General features: G+C 74.0%; 16 protein-coding genes and 3 tRNA genes. 8 read left to right on the plus strand and 11 right to left on the minus strand.

From position 1 onward, the window contains the following. Positions 1-132 precede the first annotated feature (132 nt). Positions 133-1,458, plus strand: a complete 1,326-nt coding sequence (gene dcm, locus AB0N76_RS07960; protein ID WP_363554351.1) for a DNA (cytosine-5-)-methyltransferase — start codon at positions 133-135, stop codon at positions 1,456-1,458. Here dcm and AB0N76_RS07965 read toward each other — a convergent pair. From AB0N76_RS07965 to AB0N76_RS07975, 3 genes are read right to left on the minus strand one after another with little or no spacing between them, the layout of a single operon-like run. Further along, positions 1,390-1,851, minus strand: coding sequence for a very short patch repair endonuclease (locus tag AB0N76_RS07965; protein WP_363554353.1), 462 nt, complete (start codon positions 1,849-1,851; stop codon positions 1,390-1,392). The genes dcm and AB0N76_RS07965 overlap by 69 nt on opposite strands. A 54-nt stretch (positions 1,852-1,905) precedes the next feature. Then, entirely contained in the window at positions 1,906-2,364 is a 459-nt protein-coding gene (locus AB0N76_RS07970; protein ID WP_363554355.1) for an RICIN domain-containing protein, read from the minus strand. Between the two features lie 12 nt (positions 2,365-2,376). Beyond that, positions 2,377-3,582 carry a low temperature requirement protein A gene (locus tag AB0N76_RS07975; protein WP_363554357.1) on the minus strand — a complete coding sequence of 402 codons (1,206 nt, stop codon included), beginning with the start codon at positions 3,580-3,582 and terminating at the stop codon, positions 2,377-2,379. 107 nt (positions 3,583-3,689) lie between these two features. Here AB0N76_RS07975 and AB0N76_RS07980 point away from each other — a divergent pair, with 107 nt between their 5' ends. Next, positions 3,690-4,892, plus strand: coding sequence for a hypothetical protein (locus AB0N76_RS07980; protein WP_363554359.1), 1,203 nt, complete (start codon positions 3,690-3,692; stop codon positions 4,890-4,892). A 70-nt stretch (positions 4,893-4,962) separates the two neighbouring features. Here AB0N76_RS07980 and AB0N76_RS07985 read toward each other — a convergent pair whose 3' ends face one another. From AB0N76_RS07985 to crcB (AB0N76_RS08005), 5 genes are all read right to left on the minus strand, one after another. Continuing rightward, positions 4,963-5,808 carry a TIGR02452 family protein gene (locus tag AB0N76_RS07985; protein WP_363554361.1) on the minus strand — a complete coding sequence of 282 codons (846 nt, stop codon included), beginning with the start codon at positions 5,806-5,808 and terminating at the stop codon, positions 4,963-4,965. 157 nt (positions 5,809-5,965) lie between these two features. After that, positions 5,966-8,344, minus strand: coding sequence for a DEAD/DEAH box helicase (locus AB0N76_RS07990; protein WP_363554363.1), 2,379 nt, complete (start codon positions 8,342-8,344; stop codon positions 5,966-5,968). Between the two features lie 259 nt (positions 8,345-8,603). Further along, entirely contained in the window at positions 8,604-9,428 is an 825-nt protein-coding gene (locus AB0N76_RS07995) for a hypothetical protein (RefSeq protein ID WP_363554365.1), read from the minus strand. Between the two features lie 232 nt (positions 9,429-9,660). Continuing rightward, a complete protein-coding gene (gene crcB, locus AB0N76_RS08000) occupies positions 9,661-10,035 on the minus strand; it encodes a fluoride efflux transporter CrcB (RefSeq protein WP_363554367.1) in 375 nt (124 codons plus the stop codon). After that, on the minus strand, positions 10,032-10,571 hold the full coding sequence (gene crcB / locus AB0N76_RS08005) for a fluoride efflux transporter CrcB (RefSeq protein ID WP_363554369.1): 540 nt from the start codon (positions 10,569-10,571) through the stop codon (positions 10,032-10,034). The genes crcB (AB0N76_RS08000) and crcB (AB0N76_RS08005) overlap by 4 nt, the downstream gene beginning before the upstream one ends. 70 nt (positions 10,572-10,641) lie before the next feature. On the opposite strand from crcB (AB0N76_RS08005), the gene AB0N76_RS08010 reads away from it, so the two are divergent. From AB0N76_RS08010 to AB0N76_RS08025, 4 genes are all read left to right on the plus strand, one after another. Further along, the gene (locus AB0N76_RS08010; protein WP_363554540.1) at positions 10,642-10,983 is read left to right on the plus strand and encodes a metallopeptidase family protein; all 342 of its coding nucleotides are present in this window, start codon (positions 10,642-10,644) and stop codon (positions 10,981-10,983) included. Between the two features lie 121 nt (positions 10,984-11,104). Further along, positions 11,105-11,177: transfer RNA gene (locus AB0N76_RS08015), tRNA-Glu, on the plus strand. A gap of 55 nt (positions 11,178-11,232) precedes the next feature. Continuing rightward, positions 11,233-11,306 (plus strand) — tRNA-Asp (locus AB0N76_RS08020). 28 nt (positions 11,307-11,334) lie between these two features. After that, positions 11,335-11,408: transfer RNA gene (locus tag AB0N76_RS08025), tRNA-Phe, on the plus strand. 76 nt (positions 11,409-11,484) lie between these two features. Here the strand turns inward: AB0N76_RS08025 and AB0N76_RS08030 are convergent. From AB0N76_RS08030 to AB0N76_RS08040, 3 genes are all read right to left on the minus strand, one after another. Next, positions 11,485-12,426 (minus strand): hypothetical protein, encoded by a 942-nt coding sequence (locus AB0N76_RS08030; RefSeq protein ID WP_363554371.1) that lies wholly within the window; start codon positions 12,424-12,426, stop codon positions 11,485-11,487. Next, positions 12,423-12,944 (minus strand): SigE family RNA polymerase sigma factor, encoded by a 522-nt coding sequence (locus AB0N76_RS08035; protein ID WP_363554373.1) that lies wholly within the window; start codon positions 12,942-12,944, stop codon positions 12,423-12,425. Before AB0N76_RS08035 ends, AB0N76_RS08030 begins: the two co-directional genes overlap by 4 nt. Positions 12,945-13,094: 150 nt before the next feature. Further along, entirely contained in the window at positions 13,095-13,463 is a 369-nt protein-coding gene (locus AB0N76_RS08040; RefSeq protein ID WP_363554375.1) for a VOC family protein, read from the minus strand. Between the two features lie 143 nt (positions 13,464-13,606). On the opposite strand from AB0N76_RS08040, the gene AB0N76_RS08045 reads away from it, so the two are divergent. Then, positions 13,607-15,592 carry an FAD/NAD(P)-binding protein gene (locus AB0N76_RS08045; RefSeq protein ID WP_363554377.1) on the plus strand — a complete coding sequence of 662 codons (1,986 nt, stop codon included), beginning with the start codon at positions 13,607-13,609 and terminating at the stop codon, positions 15,590-15,592. Beyond that, complete coding sequence (pcaB, locus tag AB0N76_RS08050) at positions 15,589-17,049, plus strand: 3-carboxy-cis,cis-muconate cycloisomerase (RefSeq protein WP_363554379.1); 1,461 nt, start codon at positions 15,589-15,591, stop codon at positions 17,047-17,049. The genes AB0N76_RS08045 and pcaB overlap by 4 nt, the downstream gene beginning before the upstream one ends. Positions 17,050-17,113 lie beyond the last annotated feature (64 nt).

Genomic DNA, 17,113 nt, shown 5'->3' on the forward strand with positions numbered 1-17,113 from the left:
CCCGTGTGCTGGCCCATCGCTCATGGGCCAGCACACGGGGTGACGGAGAGGCTGCCAGGGGACGCCACGGTTCAACAGAACCTCTGCGACACTTGAGCATCAGTTTCGCGTCATACCAGGAGGACCGTGCCCATGGGTGCCAGCCAGGGGAGACCGCAGACCTCCCGGCAGCTCACCTCGATCGAGATCTGCGCGGGTGCAGGAGGCCAGGCCGTTGGGCTGCACAACGCCGGCTTCGACCATCACGCCCTTGTCGAGCTCGACCCACACGCGGTGGCGACCCTTGGGCAAAATATCCGCAGCCACAAATGGTGGGGCTGGGATTCCAAGTGGAAGACTGGTCCGGAACGCATGGACGTCAAGGATTTCCGGGCATCCGATCTCCTGAAGAGTCTTGACCTCCGTCCTGGAAAGCTCGACCTGCTGGCCGGCGGCGTACCGTGCCCGCCTTTCTCGCTCGCCGGAAAGAAGCTGGGCGAGAACGACGAGCGCGACCTCTTCCCAGAGATGCTAAGGATTGTCGAGAAGCTACGCCCCAGAGCGGTAATGATCGAGAATGTCAGAGGAATCCTGGACCCCCCTGAAGTATTCATCGATTACCGCAGGCGAATCCTCGGCAAGCTCAAAAAACTCGGCTATGTTGTTCCCGATATTGACGAGCACTGGTCCGCCAGGCACCAAAACGACGCAATGAGGACCTCCTGGCGACGACTCGATGCTCGCAACTTCGGCGTCCCCCAGCTCCGCCCGCGCGCTATTCTCGTCGCAATCCATGAAAGCGAAGCCGGTGCCGCAAGTTTCGCCTGGCCTCGGCGGATCTCTGGCGGCCAAAAGACCGTCGCAGACGCTCTGAAAGAATCAATGCGCGAGCGCCTAGAGGAGTTTTGGAATAAAAAGAACAAACTATCCGACGGCAGAATCCGCACTGGCGAGGAAATCTACAATGACTGGCTCGATAAGGCGAGTGCCGACGTAGCGCCGACCCTCGTCGGCGGCTCGAAGAAGCACGGCGGCGCAGACCTTGGCCCGACCCGGGCAAAGGCAGCCTGGTCCGCACTCGGGGTGGACGCGAATGGAGTAGCGAACGACCCTGACGAGTGCGTCCCTGAGCGCGATCTCTTCCGCGCGGCCGGCCCAATGCTCACAGTCGAGCAGGCCGCAATCCTTCAGGGCTTTCCCAGGGACTGGAGGTTCAGCGGCGGAAAGACTGCCAAATACCGGCAGGTCGGCAATGCATTCCCGCCACCGGTTGCCGAGGCCGTTGGGCGGGCGATTGCCGCTGTCCTCTGCCCCGACAACCGGGAAGAGCTGCTCAAGCCCTATGTGATGGACACTGGCGAAGCCGAGCCCGGAGATCAGAGCGAGCCTTACCAGTCTGAGCTCGACTTCTCAGTTACCACCATTCGCCCGGCGCCGCGAAAGAACCGCAGCCGCGATCTTGTCAGCGCAGACGCCTGATGGCTCGTGCTCCCAGAATCGGAGCACGAGCCAGCCGGCGTCAGTGAGTCGGCGGTCCGTGTCACGGTCGCGCGCAATATTGCGCGCGACCTTTTCGGACCAGTAGCCGACATTCGTCCGCGGCGATACGTAATGCTCGGGGCACCCGTGCCAATAGCATCCGTCTATGAAGACGGCCACATGGGTCGGCCGGAAGACGATATCGGCCGTGCGGCGCAATTCAGCCAGCGGACGGGCGGCGACCCGGTAACGGAGTCCCCGGGCGTGCAGCAGCTGGCGGACCAGGCGCTCAGGCTTGGTGTCACGGGCCTTGATGGCCTGCATGTTCCGGCGTCGTGCGGCAGACGACGCCCACGATCCTGGCGGGGGTTGCCAGGCATCAGAGTCCGACATGTCTCCAGCTTTCCAGATTCCCCGGCGGGCGCGTTCCCTGGCCGAATGCCAGTACTACCGGCGTTCCAGGTGCCACCACTGGGTCGGGGAGTCGGTGTCCTCCCACTGGTGGACGGGGGGTGCCGGGTCGGCGGTCGGGTCGGCGGGGGCGGTGAGGGCCTTGCCGCTGATGAAGGCGGTGAGGGTGTAGGTGCCGGGGGCGTCGAGGTGGTGTTCGACCAGCCACTCCTGGGCGCCGAAGGCGTTGGCGGACCACTGCTGGACGGGCACGCCGTTCTCCGGGGAGGCGCCGGTGACGTCGAGGCGCTTGCCGCCGGCCAGGTTCTCGACGTGGAACAGCGCGCCGCCCGGGTGGACCGCGGTCAGCCGCCAGAGCTGCGCGTCCGAGCCGTCCTCCGCGGCGACCAGCACCTTGACGCCGCTGCGACGGCTCCCGCCGGGGACCTCCAGCAGCAGGCCGGTGGCGACGTTGCGGATCCGGTAGAGGCCGTCGGTGATCTTCTGCTCAGTCACGGGGCGAGTCTCTCACCGGGCGCCGACAGACCCCGGTTGCCGGTCTCCCCGGCTGTCCCGCTCCCGCCGCTCCCAGCCGAAGGCGGCGCCCAGGGCGAGCACGATGACCGCGACCTGGGCCAGGGCCGAGACCCGCGTGCCGAGCGGCACGGTGGCCGTGGCCAGCGCGGCGGCGGCCAGCCGCGGCAGGTTGGGGCCGAGCGCGAAGGTCCGGCGGACGGCGGCGTTGACCGCGAGGAAGACGGTCACCCCGCCGGCCAGCGCGGCCGCCTGGCCCGCCGTGATCGGCGCGCCCGGGTGGGCGACCGCCGACTTCACCCCGGCCGCGAACAGCAGCACGCCGAGCAGCAGCCCGTAGTGGCCCAGGTTGTAGACGCTGACGGCGACCTGGTTGCGCCGCTCGGACGGCAGCGCGGCCATGTGGTGCTCGGCGCGGGTGTCGTCGTCGTGGCCGAAGTACGCCCACCAGAGCCCGACGCAGACGGCCAGGCTCAGCAGCGCGACGGCGACCAGCGGGGCGGTGAGGTCGGCGGTGCCGGCGCCGACGCCGATCGCGATCACCGACTCGCCGAACGCGATGATCACCACCAGCCCGTGCCGCTCGACGAAGTGGTCCGCGCGGAGCTGGAAGCTGGGCAGGTCCACCAGCCGGGGGATCGCGAACTGGAGGGCGAAGGCGGCCGCCCAGAAGGCGAGTTGGACGGAGCCGGTGAAGTAGCCGCCGACCACCACCAGCGCGGTGTTCAGCAGGTTGAGCCCGCCCATCCGCAGCACCGGACCGAGCGCCACCCCGGACACCGCGAACATGCCGGTGTGCACGGCCACCACCAGCAGGTACGCCCAGCCGAAGGCCACACCGCTGCCTTCGAAGGCGTGCGGGACGGACAGCGAGATCACCAGGAAGCCGGCCATCGCGAGCAGCAGCAGGCCGCGCCGCCCGTGGGTGCGCGGCGGTACCGCGTTGGTCAGCCAGATGAACGCGTCGTACATCCACCAGATCACCGCCAGCATCACCAGCACCTGGGTGAGGCCGCCCGGGGTGAGGTGGTGGGCCAGACTGCCGGTCAGCTGGGTGACGGTGAAGACGAAGACGAGGTCGAGGAAGAGCTCCAGCGGCGTCGCCCGGAGCGCCGTCTCGGCGGCGGACTCCGGTGTGTCGGTAGCGGCCGGGACGCGGGTGGCGGCGGGGACGTTGAGATGGGCCTTGGACGCGGTCACCCGCGCGAGTATGGGGGACGGCGCCCCGGCCGCGCCGGGGTTTCCGTCGAACGGACGGCCGAACCCCGCGCGCGGCGCCCTCGGGGCGGGCCCCTATGCTGCGGCGAATGGTGTTCGACCCTCACTCCGCGCAGGACGGCCCGACCGGGCCGTCGAACCGTCAGCCGTCCGATCTCGTCCTGGCGGTGAGCGAATTCGAGGTGGCGGTGGCCGCCCTGGCGGACGGCACGGACGACGGCGAGCGCTTCGACGCGGCGCTGCGCCGGCTGGGCGGACTGCTCGGGCCCGCCGGCGAGCGGGAGTCGGCGGCGGTCGGACCGCGGCTGGCCGCGCTGCTCCCGGACGTGCCGGCGTTCCCCCGCGCGCACCTGGCGATGATGGTGGGTGCCTGCGTGGAGCGCGGCGCCGACCCGGTGGCCTGCGCCGACCACGTCCTCGCCGGGCTGCGCGAGGCGCTGACCGGGGCGCTGCTGCTGATCGAACGGTGGGCCGAGACCGGCGCGAACGGCACGACCGGCGCGAGCGGCACTGCCGACGCCGCCGGGTCCGCCGGGTCCGCCAGGGATGAGGAGCTGCCGGACCCCGACCGCGACGACCCCGGCCACGCCCACGCCCGAATCGCCGAGCCCGGACGCCTGGACGGCTGGCACGCCCACCGGGCGGTGGCCGGCTGGTGGACGCTCCAGCTGTGGCAGCAGGCCGCGTTCGCGCTCTGCACGCACGCCGCCGTACGCCGCACCGCCCGGGCCGCCGGGGTGGCCGACGTCCTCGTCGAGCTGATCGACCGTTACCGCGACCGCTCCGAGCAGCACGACCTCAAGGGCCTGCGGTACCTGACCGCCACCCTCGACGACGAGCCGCTGCTGGTCCTGCACCGCCCGAGCGGCACCGGCTACCTGCTCCGGATGGACGGCCTGACCGACAACTTCCAGCTGCATACGCTGCTCGCCGAGGTGCTGATCGGCGGCGGCCACCTGCCCGGCCCCCGCCCCGACCCGGAGGTGGTCGCGCTCAGCCGCACCGGCTGGCTGGACGGGCGCCGGTTCATCGCGACCGGCGCGTTCAACCTGGTGGCGCCGGACGGCGGCTGGATCTGGAACGAGGGCATGCCGGAGGACATCCCGGTGGTGGACGGCGTCCGCACCCTGGTGCTGGACCCGCAGCCGTACGAGCGGAGCTGGTCGGCCGGACGGTTCATCGAGCAGGTGCCGGGCGACCTGCGGCTGGAGCGGGTGCTGACGCCGGCCGAGGCGACGGCCCGGCTCGCCGGGGCCGCGCCGGCGCTCGCCTTCGAACAGGCGATGCGGTAGCGGCCTCCCCCGATCTGCCCCCCGATCTGCCCCCCGACCTGACCCCCGGAGCCGGTCCACGCGCCACGTCCTAACCCGGGAACCGGGCTTCGAAGGCGGCCCGGTTCGGCGAGACCGGCGTCCGGTCCCAGACCGCGAACACCACCCGGTCGAAGGCCGCGCCGTACCGGGTCAGCGCGCCCTCGAAGGCCTCCGCGACCTCGGCCGGGTCGTTGCGGAACACCCCGCAGCCCCACGCCCCCAGCACCAGCGCGCGGATCCCGTGCCGGGTGGCCACCGCGAGCACCCGCTCGGCCCGCTCGGCGAGCACGCCCCGGACGTCGACGGCCGCCCCGTCGCCGCCCGGCGCCGCCGCCCGCAGCGCCAGCTGACCGGCGTTGGGCGCGGGCGAGGTCAGGAAGGTCACCGGGAACGGCCGCGCCGACAGCTCGCCGCCGTCGCCCCGGATCACCGGCACCTCGGGCGAGAGGATCACCCGGTGGCTGTACCGGAGGTCGGTGGAGGCCCGGTGCGCCTCGTAGTAGTCCGGCGCCTCCAGCAGGCAGGTGTACAGCAGGGCGCTGCGGCAGAGGTCCTCCTCCTGGGCGCGGGCGCCGCGCAGGTAGCCGCCGCCCGGGTTCCGCGCGGAGGCGAAGTTGAGCACCCCGACCGGACCGGCCCCGGCCTCGACCAGCCGCCGGGCGGCCTGGACGCTGCCCTCGGCGGTGACCTCGACGGTGCCGGCGTCCGCCGTCGGCCCCGGCCCGCCGCCCGCGACCAGCGCGTCCAGCCCGGCCGGGTCGTACGACACCGTCCCGGCCCGGGCCGCCGCCAACCGCTCGGCCAGCTCGACGAGTTCTCCCCCGGACGCCCGGTAGCTCCCCCGCTCGACGATGCCCTCGTTCACCGCCGCCACGTCACGCATTCTGCTGCTCATGCCGCCGACCGTAGGGGACGGCCCGGGGTCGGCGCCACTGGTTATTCTCAGCAGCAGAACAACACCGGTCGGGGCCCGGGAACGACGACGGGCCCGCCCCACCGAAGTGGAGCGGGCCCGTCACGGGTACGTCAGGTGCTACCCGGCGTCAGTCGCGTCAGTTCTTCCAGCGCGGCTTGCGGTCGTCGCGGTTGAAGCCGGAGTTGAAGCCACCGGAGGAGCGGCCACCGCGGTCGTCGCGGTCACGGTTGAAGCCGCCACCGGCCTGCGGGCGGCCACCGGAGCGGTGGTCGTCGCGGCGCGAGAACGGACGGCTGTTGCTGCCGCCGCGCTCGTCGCGGTCCCGGCCGAAGGACGGGCGGTCACCGAAGGAGCGGGCCGGACGGTCGCCGAAGCCACCGGAGCGGCCACCGCGGTCGTCGCGGTCACGGTCGCCACCGAAGGAGCGGCCACCGCGGTCGTCACGGTTGAAGCCACCGGAACGGCCGCCACGGTCGTCACGGTCACGGTTGAAGCCACCGCGCTCACGGTCGCCGAAGCCACCCGAGCGGCCGCCGCGGTCGTCACGGTCACGGTTGAAGCCGCCACGGTCACGGTCGCCGAAGCCACCGGAACGGCCACCGCGGTCGTCACGGTTGAAGCCACCCGAGCGGCCACCGCGGTCGTCACGGTCACGGTTGAAGCCGCCACGGTCACGGTCGCCGAAGCCACCGGAACGGCCGCCACGGTCGTCACGGTTGAAGCCACCCGAGCGGCCACCGCGGTCGTCACGGTCACGGTTGAAGCCACCGCGCTCACGGTCGCCGAAGCCACCGGAGCGGCCACCGCGGTCGTCACGGTCACGGTCGCGGTTGAACGACGGGCGCTCGCTGCGCGCCTCGCGGTACGACGGGGCGCGGTCCTCGGTCACCGCGGCGGTCGCGGTCGGCTCGGCGGCGGCGGTCGGCTCGGCGGCGGTCTCGGCGCCCTCGGCCTCGGCGGCCGGGGCCTCCTCCTCGATGCCCAGCTCGGCCCGCTCGCGCGCGGCCCGCGCGGTCAGCCGGTCGGCCTCCTCGCGCAGCTCGTTGGCGCGGCGCTGCGCGCGCTCCAGCTGGCGGGTCATGTCGGCGACCTCGCGCTCGGCGGCACCGGCGATGTTGGCCGCGCTCTCCGCCTGGACCTCGACCAGCGAGCGGGCGCCAGTGATCTTGGCGACCTCGGCGTCGAAGGCGTGGTCGAGGATGTGGCGGCTGGCGTCGACGCCCGCGTCCTCCATCAGGCGGAAGACGCCGCGGCGCTGGTGCGGCAGCACCAGGGTGACGACGGCGCCGGAGCGGCCGGCCCGGGCGGTGCGGCCGGAGCGGTGCAGGTAGTCCTTGTGGTCGCCGGCCGGGTCCACGTTGAGGACCAGGTCGATGCCGTCGACGTGGATGCCGCGGGCGGCGACGTCGGTGGCGACGACGACGTTGACGTAGCCGTCCTTGAAGTCGCCGAGGACGCGGGTACGGGCGCCCTGGGTCATGCCGCCGTGCAGCGCGTCGGCCTTCACACCGGCCTCGATGAGCTGCTCGGCCACGCGGTCGGCGCCCATCTGGGTGCGGACGAAGATGATCGTGCGGCCCTTGCGGGCGGCGATCGCGTTGGTGATCGGCGCCTTGTCCTTGGGCTTCACCACGAGGATGTGGTGGGTCATGGTGGTGACCGCGCCGGCCGACGGGTCGACCTCGTGGGTGACCGGGCTCTTCAGGTAGCGCTTGACCAGGGTGTCGATCTCGTTCTCCAGGGTGGCGGAGAACAGCAGGCGCTGGCCGCCGGCCGGCACCTGGTCGAGGATCTCGGTGACCTCGGGCAGGAAGCCCATGTCGGCCATCTGGTCGGCCTCGTCGAGCACGACGGTCCGGACGTCGGCGAGCTTGGCGCTGCCGCGGTTCAGCAGGTCACGCAGACGGCCGGGGGTGGCGACCAGGATGTCGACGCCGCGCTCCAGCGCGTAGATCTGGTTCGACATCGAGGTGCCGCCGCAGACGACCTTGAGCTTGAGGCCGAGCACCGAGCCGAACGGCTCCAGGGCGTCGGCCACCTGCATGGCCAGCTCGCGGGTCGGGACCAGGATCAGGCCGCGCGGGTGCTTGGGCTTGGTGCGCTCGCCGTCGGCGAGGCGGGTCAGCAGCGGCAGGCCGAAGCTGAGGGTCTTGCCGGAGCCGGTGCGGCCGCGGCCCAGCACGTCCTTGCCGGCCAGGGCGTCCGGGATGGTCGCGGCCTGGATCGGGAACGGGGTGGTGACGCCGCGCTTGGCGAGGGCGCGCACGACGTCGTCGTGCAGGCCCAGGTCGCCGAAGGTGATGGTCGGCTCGGCGGCCTCCACCTCGGTGTCCTCGGCGGTGGCGTCGTCCTCGACGGCGTCGACGGCGGCGATCAGCTCGGCGTCGGCCTCGACCGCGACGGCGTCGGCGGCGACGGTGGCCTCGACGGTGTCGGCGGTCGGCTCGGTGGTGGTGACATCGGCGGCGGACTCGTTCGCGGGCATGGCGAAGCGGGCGTCGTCAACGAGAGACATTCAAAACCTTCCGGAAGTGGCACGCGCCAAAGTCCGGGGTTCTGTTTCACAACCGCCTCTATGCGGTCAGCCACGGATCGCCGGTACGCGCCAAGGGCGCCAGATGGGAGTAGGGCGCCAGACAAATGATTCAAACGAACGATCTACCACCATAGCCGAACCTCGGGATCAGAGGCAAATGTGCTGGCCGGACCGGGAAAGCCGAGGTCAGGAGCCCGACCCGCGCACCGCCCGACCCTGCCGCTCCGGCCGCCCCGCGTCACTGGCCGCCCGCCCCCGAGCTGGGCGCCGCCGAGGTGGTGGCGGCGGGCGTGGGCTCCGGGGCCGGGGTGGCGGTCGGCGCGGGCGTGGTGTGCCCGGGCTCCGGGGAGGACGGCGGGCGCCCGGTCGGGCTGGCCGCCGGGGTGGACGCCGTCGCGCCCCCGGAGCGCCCGTCCCCGGTGCCGCTGCCGGTGCCCGTGGTGGCCCCGGTGCCGCCCGTGCCGTGGCCCGTCCCGCCGGCGGCGCCGGTCCCCGCCGTCCCGGTCCCGGCGGGGCCGCCGGTGGCCGTCCCGGTGCCGCCCGGTCGGGGTGCGGGGCTGGCGCTCGCGCCCCCCGCGGTTCCGCTCGCGCCGGGCGCGGGCTCGCCGGGGGCCGCCACCGGTACCGGCTCCACGCCCGCGGGCGCGCCGTTCACGCCGCCCGCACCGCTCGAACCACCCGCCCCGTTCGCCCCGTTCGCGCCGGCGGCCGACTCACCGGGCACCGCGTTCATCCCGCCCGCGGGCGCGTTCTGGGCCTGCGCGCCCCCGGCGCGCTCCGACCGCCCGGACGCACCACCCGGGTGCCCGCCGCCGCTCGGCGAGGCCGACGGGACGGCCCCCGGCTTGGTCGGCGTCCCGGCCTGGCCGACCGGCACCGTGCCGTGCTTCTCGTCCGCGCCCGGCCCCACCGACATGCAGCCGGTCAGCCCCAGCCCGGCCACCGCCAGCACCGCCGCCGCCCGCACCACCCGGGTCCGCACCGCCGCCGCACGCGGCTCGGCCCGCCGCTCCACCGCCTCGCGCACCACCCGCGTCACCCGCACCGAACGCACCTCACGCACCGAACGCACCTCACGCACCGAACCCACCGCTCGCACCGAACGCATCGCCGCCACCGAGTTCCCTCTCCCGCAGCCGCCCCACCCGGGCCGTCCACCCACCGCGCACGGCCACCATGTCTGGTGTCCAACGCGCGCCCCCGGCGCACGGACACGGGCGAAACCACCGAAAGCACTCGAACGAGCGCCGGGCACCCACCGGCCCTCGTCGGGCACCCACCCGGCCGCGGGCGGCTCAGCCCCAGAACGCCGAGGCCAGCCCCGCCCCCGCCCACACCGCCGCCAGGCCCGCCAGCACGCTGCCCAGCACGTTCGCCAGCGCGTACCGCCCGGCCCCGCTCTCGGCCAGCCGCAGCGTCTCGTACGAGAAGGTCGAGTACGTGGTCAGTGCCCCGCAGAGCCCCGTCCCGAGCAGCAGCTGGACCTGCGAGGACGCCGCCCCCGCCGCCACCGCCCCGGTCACCAGCCCGAGCACCAGGCAGCCGACCGCGTTCACCGTGAACGTCCCCCACGGGAAGACCGAGTCGCGCCGGGACCGCACCGCCCGGTCGGTCAGGTACCGCAACGGCGCGCCGACCACCGCGCCCGCCACCACCAGCAGCCAGTTCACGCCCCGCCCTCCCCCGCCGCGCCCCCGCCGCCGCCCCTGCGGGCGGCCCCGCGCAGCAGCAGACGGCGGGTCACCCCGGCCGCCGCCCAGACCGCCAGCAGCGCCGCCACCGGGGTCACCCCCAGGTACGCCAGCCCCGCCCCCGGCCGCCCGTCCAGCACCAGCCGGCGGACGTCCACCGCGTAGGTCGAGAAGGTGGTGAACCCGCCCAGCACCCCGGTCCCGAAGAACGGCCGCAGCAGCGGGTGCGCCGGCCGCCCCTCGGTGACCACCACCAGGAACACCCCGATCACCGCGCAGCCGACCACGTTGACCAGCAGCGTGGTCCACGGGAACGCCGCCGGGCCGGCCGGCCACAGCAGCCCCGCCCCGTACCGCGCCGCCGCCCCCAGCGCCCCGCCGACCGCGACCACCGCCACCGCCGGCCCCTGCCCGCGCAGCACCGGCGGCCGCCGCCGCGCCGCGCCGCCCTCCCCCGGACCCGCCACCGGGCCGTTCACCGGGCCATCCGCCACCAAGCCCTCCGAGGTCGCCATGGGCCCATGAAACACCGGCCCGCACCACCTGGCACGCCGTCACCCCAGACCCGACAATGAACCGGTGGAGATGACCCCGGAAGAGTTCGAGGTACTGGTCAGCGACGCGCTCGACCTGATCCCCCCGCGGCTCGCGGCGATGATGGACAACGTCGCGGTCTTCGTCGAGGACGAACCCGACCCCGCCGACCCGGAACTCCTCGGCCTCTACGAGGGCACCCCGCTCACCGAGCGCGGCGAGTGGTACGCCGGCGTCCTGCCCGACCGGATCATCGTCTACCGCGGCCCGACCCTCCGCTACTGCGAGGACCGCGCCCAGGTCGTCGAGGAGGTCCGCACCACGGTGATCCACGAGGTCGCCCACCACTTCGGCTTCGACGACCACGAGCTCGACGAACTCGGCTGGTCCTGACCCCCGGGCCCCCGCCCGGCCCCCGCCACCCACCCGGTCGAAAGCCGTTTTGGCGTTCGGCCCGACATCCCATATGCTTCTCGACGTCCCCGAACGCCGGAAACGGCGGGACAGGCCGCAAGCCCTCATCGTCTAGTGGCCCAGGACGCCGCCCTTTCAAGGCGGTAGCACGGGTTCGAATCCCGTTGGGGGCACGCAGTACCGTAGTAAAGTGCAGTGACGCAAGACCTAAGTGGTTCGCCACTACAAGGTCCCGTGGAGCAGTTGGTTAGCTCGCCACCCTGTCAAGGTGGAGGTCGCGGGTTCAAGTCCCGTCGGGATCGCTCGTCTCGTCAAGAGACGGTGCAGTACGGCCAGGTAGCTCAGTTGGTACGAGCGTCCGCCTGAAAAGCGGAAGGTCGCCGGTTCGACCCCGGCCCTGGCCACAACCCCGAAGGCCCCGGAGAGATCATCTCCGGGGCCTTCGTCGTATGCCCGGAGGATCCGGGCGGGGGGGGTGGGTCAGCCGTCGATCCAGGTCCGTTCGCTGGCGAGGAGGGAGCCGTCGGCCTTGTAGAGGCGGAGTTCGGCGGTGACGCCGCGGCGGGCGACGCCGATCCAGCGGACCTCGGAGTCGCCGAGGGAGACGATGGGCGGCTCCAGGGTGGTGCCGTCCGCCCACTTCACCTCCGCGCGGGCGACGTCCGGGCTGATCTTGCCCAGGACCACCCACGGGGCGCCGTACAGCGGGTCGCTCTCGCCGGTCTTGGCGGAGGGGCCGATGTACATGTTGGGGAAGTCGTTGTACTTGGAGTAGTCCTTGTACTCCAGGTCCAGCGGGGTCCCCGGGACGGGCAGGTCGCCCTGCATCGAGCGCGTCATCCGCTTGCCGTCCCGGACGAAGTAGAAGACCACCCGGTCGGTGTCCGTGCTCACGTAGCGGTCGACGAACTCCGTGGTCGGCGCCGCGTCCGTGGAGCCGGCGGCGGCGTCCTCCTCCCAGATCCGGCGGGCCTGCTCGTGGACCTTCTCCTTGCCCGGGGCCGGCCACAGGGCCGCCCAGACGGTCCACGGCTTGCCGTCCTTGGTGCCCGAGGCCACCTGGGCCCGGACCGGGGTGAACGGATCGCGCGGGCCGGCGGACGGCGCGGCGGACACTGCGGCGGGGCCCGTGGCCGGGCCCGGGGCGGCCGCGGCGGCGACGGTGGTCACCGTCGCCTCCGTGCCCGGCCGGGCCGGGCCGCCGTTGACCGCCGCGACGCCGCCGACGGCGGCGACCACGGCCAGCGCCAGCGCCCCGGTCAGCGCGGTGCGCCGCCGCACCACCCGGCGGCGCCCGCCGGCCCGGACGGCGTCGTACGGCACCGGGCCGACCTCCACCGTCTCCACCAGCCCGGACAGCGCCCGGGCCACCTCCTCGCCGCCGTCGACCGCCGTGTTCGCGGGCGTCCCGTCGCGGTTCATGCCGCACCTCCGATGCTCGTCATGGTGATGAGTGAGGAGAGCTCGCGCAGCTTGGCGATGCCCTTCGACGCCTGGCTCTTGACCGTGCCCACCGAACAGCCCATGGCGGCCGCGGCCTGGGTCTCGCTCAGGTCCTCCCAGTACCGCAGGACCACCGCCTGGCGCTGGCCGGGCGGCAGCGTGCCGAGCGCCTGGAGCAGCGCGGCCCGGTCGTCCAGCCGGGCGAAGCCGTCCGGGCCGGTGCGTTCCGGCACGGCGGTGACCAGCTGTTCCGGCACCCGGCGCCGGAAGCGGCGGGCGTGTTCGTTGATCACGATCCGGCGTACGTAGGCGTACGGCTCGTCGGCCCGGGTGACCTTCGCCCAGGCGGCGTAGGTCCGCTCCAGCGCGGTCTGGACCACGTCCTCGGCCAGGTAGCGGTCCCCGGTCAGCAGGAACGCCGTGCGCATCAGCCGTGGCCAGGCCCCGGCCAGGAACGCGTTGAACTCGGCGTCCCGCTCGTCCTTCTTGGCTCCCATGAGCACCTCCTCGCCCTCCCAGAGCCCGGGTGGGCCGCCAACCGTTGCCCGGGGGCGAGGGGACGGGCGGGGGAACGGGGGAAACGGTACGCCGGGGCAGCGGCGGGCGGCCCATCGGGCAGACGCGCCGGCCGGCGGTGGCCAGGACGGTCAGGCCCGGGTCATGATCTCCAGGTTGTGGCCGCTCGGGTCCTCGAAGTAGGCGCCGCGGCCGCCGAGCCAGTCGTTGGTGCGGCCGGGGTGGCGGTGGAACGGGTCGGCCCAGTAGGTGAGGCCGCGGGCCCGGACGCGGTCGAGGATCGCGTCGAACTCCTCCTCGTCGACCAGGAAGGCGTAGTGCCCGACGGGGACCGGCCCGTCGACCCGCAGGAGGTCGAGGGTGACCTCGTTGCCGAGCCGGACGGCCAGGAAGGGCTCGCTGCGCACCGGGTCGGCGAGGCCGAGGACCTCGGTGAGGAAGCGGGCGGACTCCGCCGTGTCGCGGACCGGGACGATCGTGTGGTTCAGCCGAACGGTCATGGGACGTCTGCCTCCTGGGGCTGCGGGATGTGCCGCCGAGGCTAGGAGGTGAAGTCGACTTCAAGTCAAGGTCCGAACGTGTACGCACGCTTCTTAGACCTTTTCATCATCGGATCATCACAACTACGATGCGGCGCGTGGGCATGATCGACCGTCATCTCCGGATCTGCGTCATCGGCGCGGGTCCGCGCGGCCTCTCCGTCCTGGAACGGCTCTGCGCCAACGAACGGACCTCCCCCGCCGGGTGCACCGTCACCGTGCACCTGGTCGACCCGGCCGCCCCCGGCCCGGGCCGGGTCTGGCGCACCGACCAGTCCCGGCACCTCCTGATGAACACGGTGGCCTCGCAGATCACCGTGTACACCGACGACAGCGTCCGGATCGAGGGTCCGGTCGAACCCGGACCGAGTCTTTACGAATGGGCCCGGTCGCTGGCCAAGGGCGAGCACCCGGCCGGAGACGAGCAGCCGGCCGGGTACGACGACCAGACCCTCGCCGAGGCCGCCGACCTCGGCCCGAACTCCTATCCCACCCGCGCCTTCTACGGCCACTACCTGCACGACGCCTTCCGCGCCGTGCTCGCCGCCGCCCCGCCCACCGTGACCGTCCGGGTGCACCGCTCCCGGGCCGTCGCGATGACCGACGCGCACGGCGCCCCCGGCGGCCCGCAGGGCGTCCGGCTGGAGGACGGCACCCGGCTCAACCGGCTGGACGCCGTCGTGCTCGCCCAGGGCCACCTCCCCGCCCGGCCCACCCCGCGCGAGGCCCGCACCGCCGCCCTGGCCCGGACCCACCACCTGACCTACGTCACCCCGGCCAACCCGGCCGACCTCCGGGTGGCCGCCCGGCCCGGCCAGGCGGTGCTGCTGCGCGGCCTGGGCCTCAACTTCTTCGACCACATGGCGCTGTTCACGCTCGGCCGCGGCGGCCACTTCGAGCGGGTGGACGACGCCCTGGTCTACCGCCCGTCCGGCACCGAGCCGCGGCTCTACGCCACCTCCCGGCGCGGCATCCCGTACCACGCGCGCGGCGAGAACGAGAAGGGCGCGTCCGGGCGCCACCTGCCCCGGCTGCTCACCCCCGAACTGGTCGCCGGGCTGCGCGAACGCGCCCGCCGGGGCGAGCCGGTCCGGTTCGGCGCCGACCTCTGGCCGCTGATCTCCCGCGAGGTGGAGGCCGTCTACTACGGCGCGCTGCTCACCGCCAAGGCGCGCGGCGCCGAACGCCCGGCGTTCACCGAGCGGTTCCTGACCGCCGCCGACCCGGCCGCGCTGCTGGACGCGTACGGCGTCCCGGAGGCCGAGCGGTGGAGCTGGGAGCGGCTCTCCCGGCCGTACGCCGGACGGGAGTTCACCGACCGGGCGGACTTCCGCGACTGGCTGCTCGACCACCTGCGCCGGGACGTCGCCGAGGCCCGGGCCGGCAATCTGAGCGGCCCGCTCAAGGCCGCCCTGGACGTGCTGCGCGACCTGCGCAACGAGATCCGGCTGGCGGTCGACCACGGCGGACTGGAGGGCGGCTCGCACCGCGACGACCTGGAGGGCTGGTACACCCCGCTGAACGCCTTCCTGTCGATCGGCCCGCCGGCCGAGCGGATCGAGCAGCTGATCGCCCTGGTCGAGGCCGGGGTGCTGGAGCTGCTCGGCCCCGGCACGGAGATCCGGATCGACCCGGTCGACCCGGCGTTCACCGCGCGCTCCACCGCCGTACCCGGCCCCTGCGTCCGGGCGTCGGTGCTGGTCGAGGCCCGGCTGCCGGAGCCCGACCTGCGGCGCACCGAGGACCCGCTGCTGCGGCACCTGCTGGACACCGAGCAGTGCGCCGCGTACCGGATCGGCGGGGATCACGGGAGCAGTTACGAGACCGGCGGCCTCGCCGTCACCGAGCGGCCCTACCGGCTGCTGGACGCCCGCGGCCGGGCGCACCCGCGCCGGTTCGCGTACGGCGTCCCGACCGAGTCGGTGCACTGGGTGACCGCCGCGGGCATCCGCCCCGGCGTCGACTCGGTGACCCTCGGCGACTCGGACGCCATCGCCCGCGCGGTGCTGGCGCTGCCGCCGGCGACCGAGCCGCCGGCCGTGGTCCGACCGCGGTCGGCCGAGACCGAGCTGAGAGGCGTCGTGATATGACGGAGAGTCACACCAGGCCGGACGGAACCGGGCCGGACGGACCAGGGCCGGCCGGAACCGGACCGGACGGGGCCGGGCCCGACTCCGGACTGCTCTCCCCCGTCCGGGCCGGCACCCCGGTCGAGGCGGCCGTGGCCGACCGCGCCTGGCTGCAGGCCATGCTGGACGCGGAGGCCGCGCTGGCCCGCGCCCAGGCCGGGCTGGGCACCGTGCCCGCCGGGGCGGCCGCCGCGATCACCCGGGCCGCCCGGGCCGAGCGGTTCGACGTCCGGGAGCTGGCCCTGGCCTCCCGGGAGACCGCCAACCCGGTGGTCGGCCTGGTCCAGGCGCTGACCCGGGTGGTGGCCGCCGAGGACCCGGCCGCCGCCGAGTACGTGCACCGCGGCTCGACCAGCCAGGACATCTTCGACACCGGCGCGATGCTGGTCGCCGCCCGGGCGCTGCGGCTGATCCGCGCCGACCTGGACCGCACCGCCCGCGCGCTGGCCGCGCTGGCCGCCGGGCACCGGGACACCGTGCTGGCCGGGCGCACCCTCGCCCTGCAGGCGGTGCCCACCACCTTCGGCCTCAAGGCGGCCGGCTGGCGGCAGCTGGTGCTGGACGCCGACCGCCGGCTGGCGGCCGTGCTGGCGGACGGCCTGCCGGTCGCGCTGGGCGGCGCGGCCGGCACCCTGGCCGGCTACCTGGAGTACGCGCGGCTGGACGGCCCGGACCCGGACGTCGAGGCCGGCGGCTACCTGGACCGGCTGGTGGACGCCTTCGCGGCGGAGACCGGGCTGGCCCGGCCGGTGCTGCCCTGGCACGCGCTGCGCACCCCGATGGCCGACCTGGCGGCGGCGCTGGCGTTCACCGCCGGCGCCCTCGGCAAGATCGCGGTGGACGTGCAGTCGCTGACCCGGACCGAGGTCGGCGAGGTGGTCGAGCCGGCCGTGGCCGGCCGCGGCGCCTCCTCGGCGATGCCGCACAAGCGCAACCCGGTGCTGGCCACCCTGCTGCGCAGCGCCGCCCTGCAGGTGCCGGTGCTGGCGGCCGGGCTGACCCAGTGCCTGGTCACCGAGGACGAGCGCTCGGGCGGTGCCTGGCACGCCGAGTGGCTGCTGCTGCGCGAGTGCCTGCGGCTGGCCGGCGGCGCCGCGCACACCTCGGTGGAGCTGGCCGAGGGGCTGCTGGTCCGGCCGGAGCGGATGCGGGCCAACCTGGAGCTCACCGGCGGGCAGCTGGTGTCCGAGCGGATCGCCGCCCGGCTGGCGCCCAAGCTCGGCAAGGCGGTGGCCAAGCAGCTGCTCACCGAGGCCTCGCTGACCGCCGACCGGGAGGGCCGGCCGCTGGCCGAGGTGCTGGCCGGGCACGCCGAGCTGGCGGGGCACTTCACCGCGGCCCAGATCGCCGCGCTGTGCGACCCGGCCGGGTACACCGGCGCGGCCGGCGCCCTGGTGGACCGGGCCGTCCGGGACTGAGCCCCGCCCGATCGTCCCCGCCCGGTCGTCCCCGCTCCTCCCCGCCCGATCACCCCCGCTCTTC

Source organism: Kitasatospora sp. NPDC093806 (assembly GCF_040683335.1).
In the GTDB taxonomy this organism is placed as follows: Bacteria; Actinomycetota; Actinomycetes; order Streptomycetales; family Streptomycetaceae; genus Kitasatospora.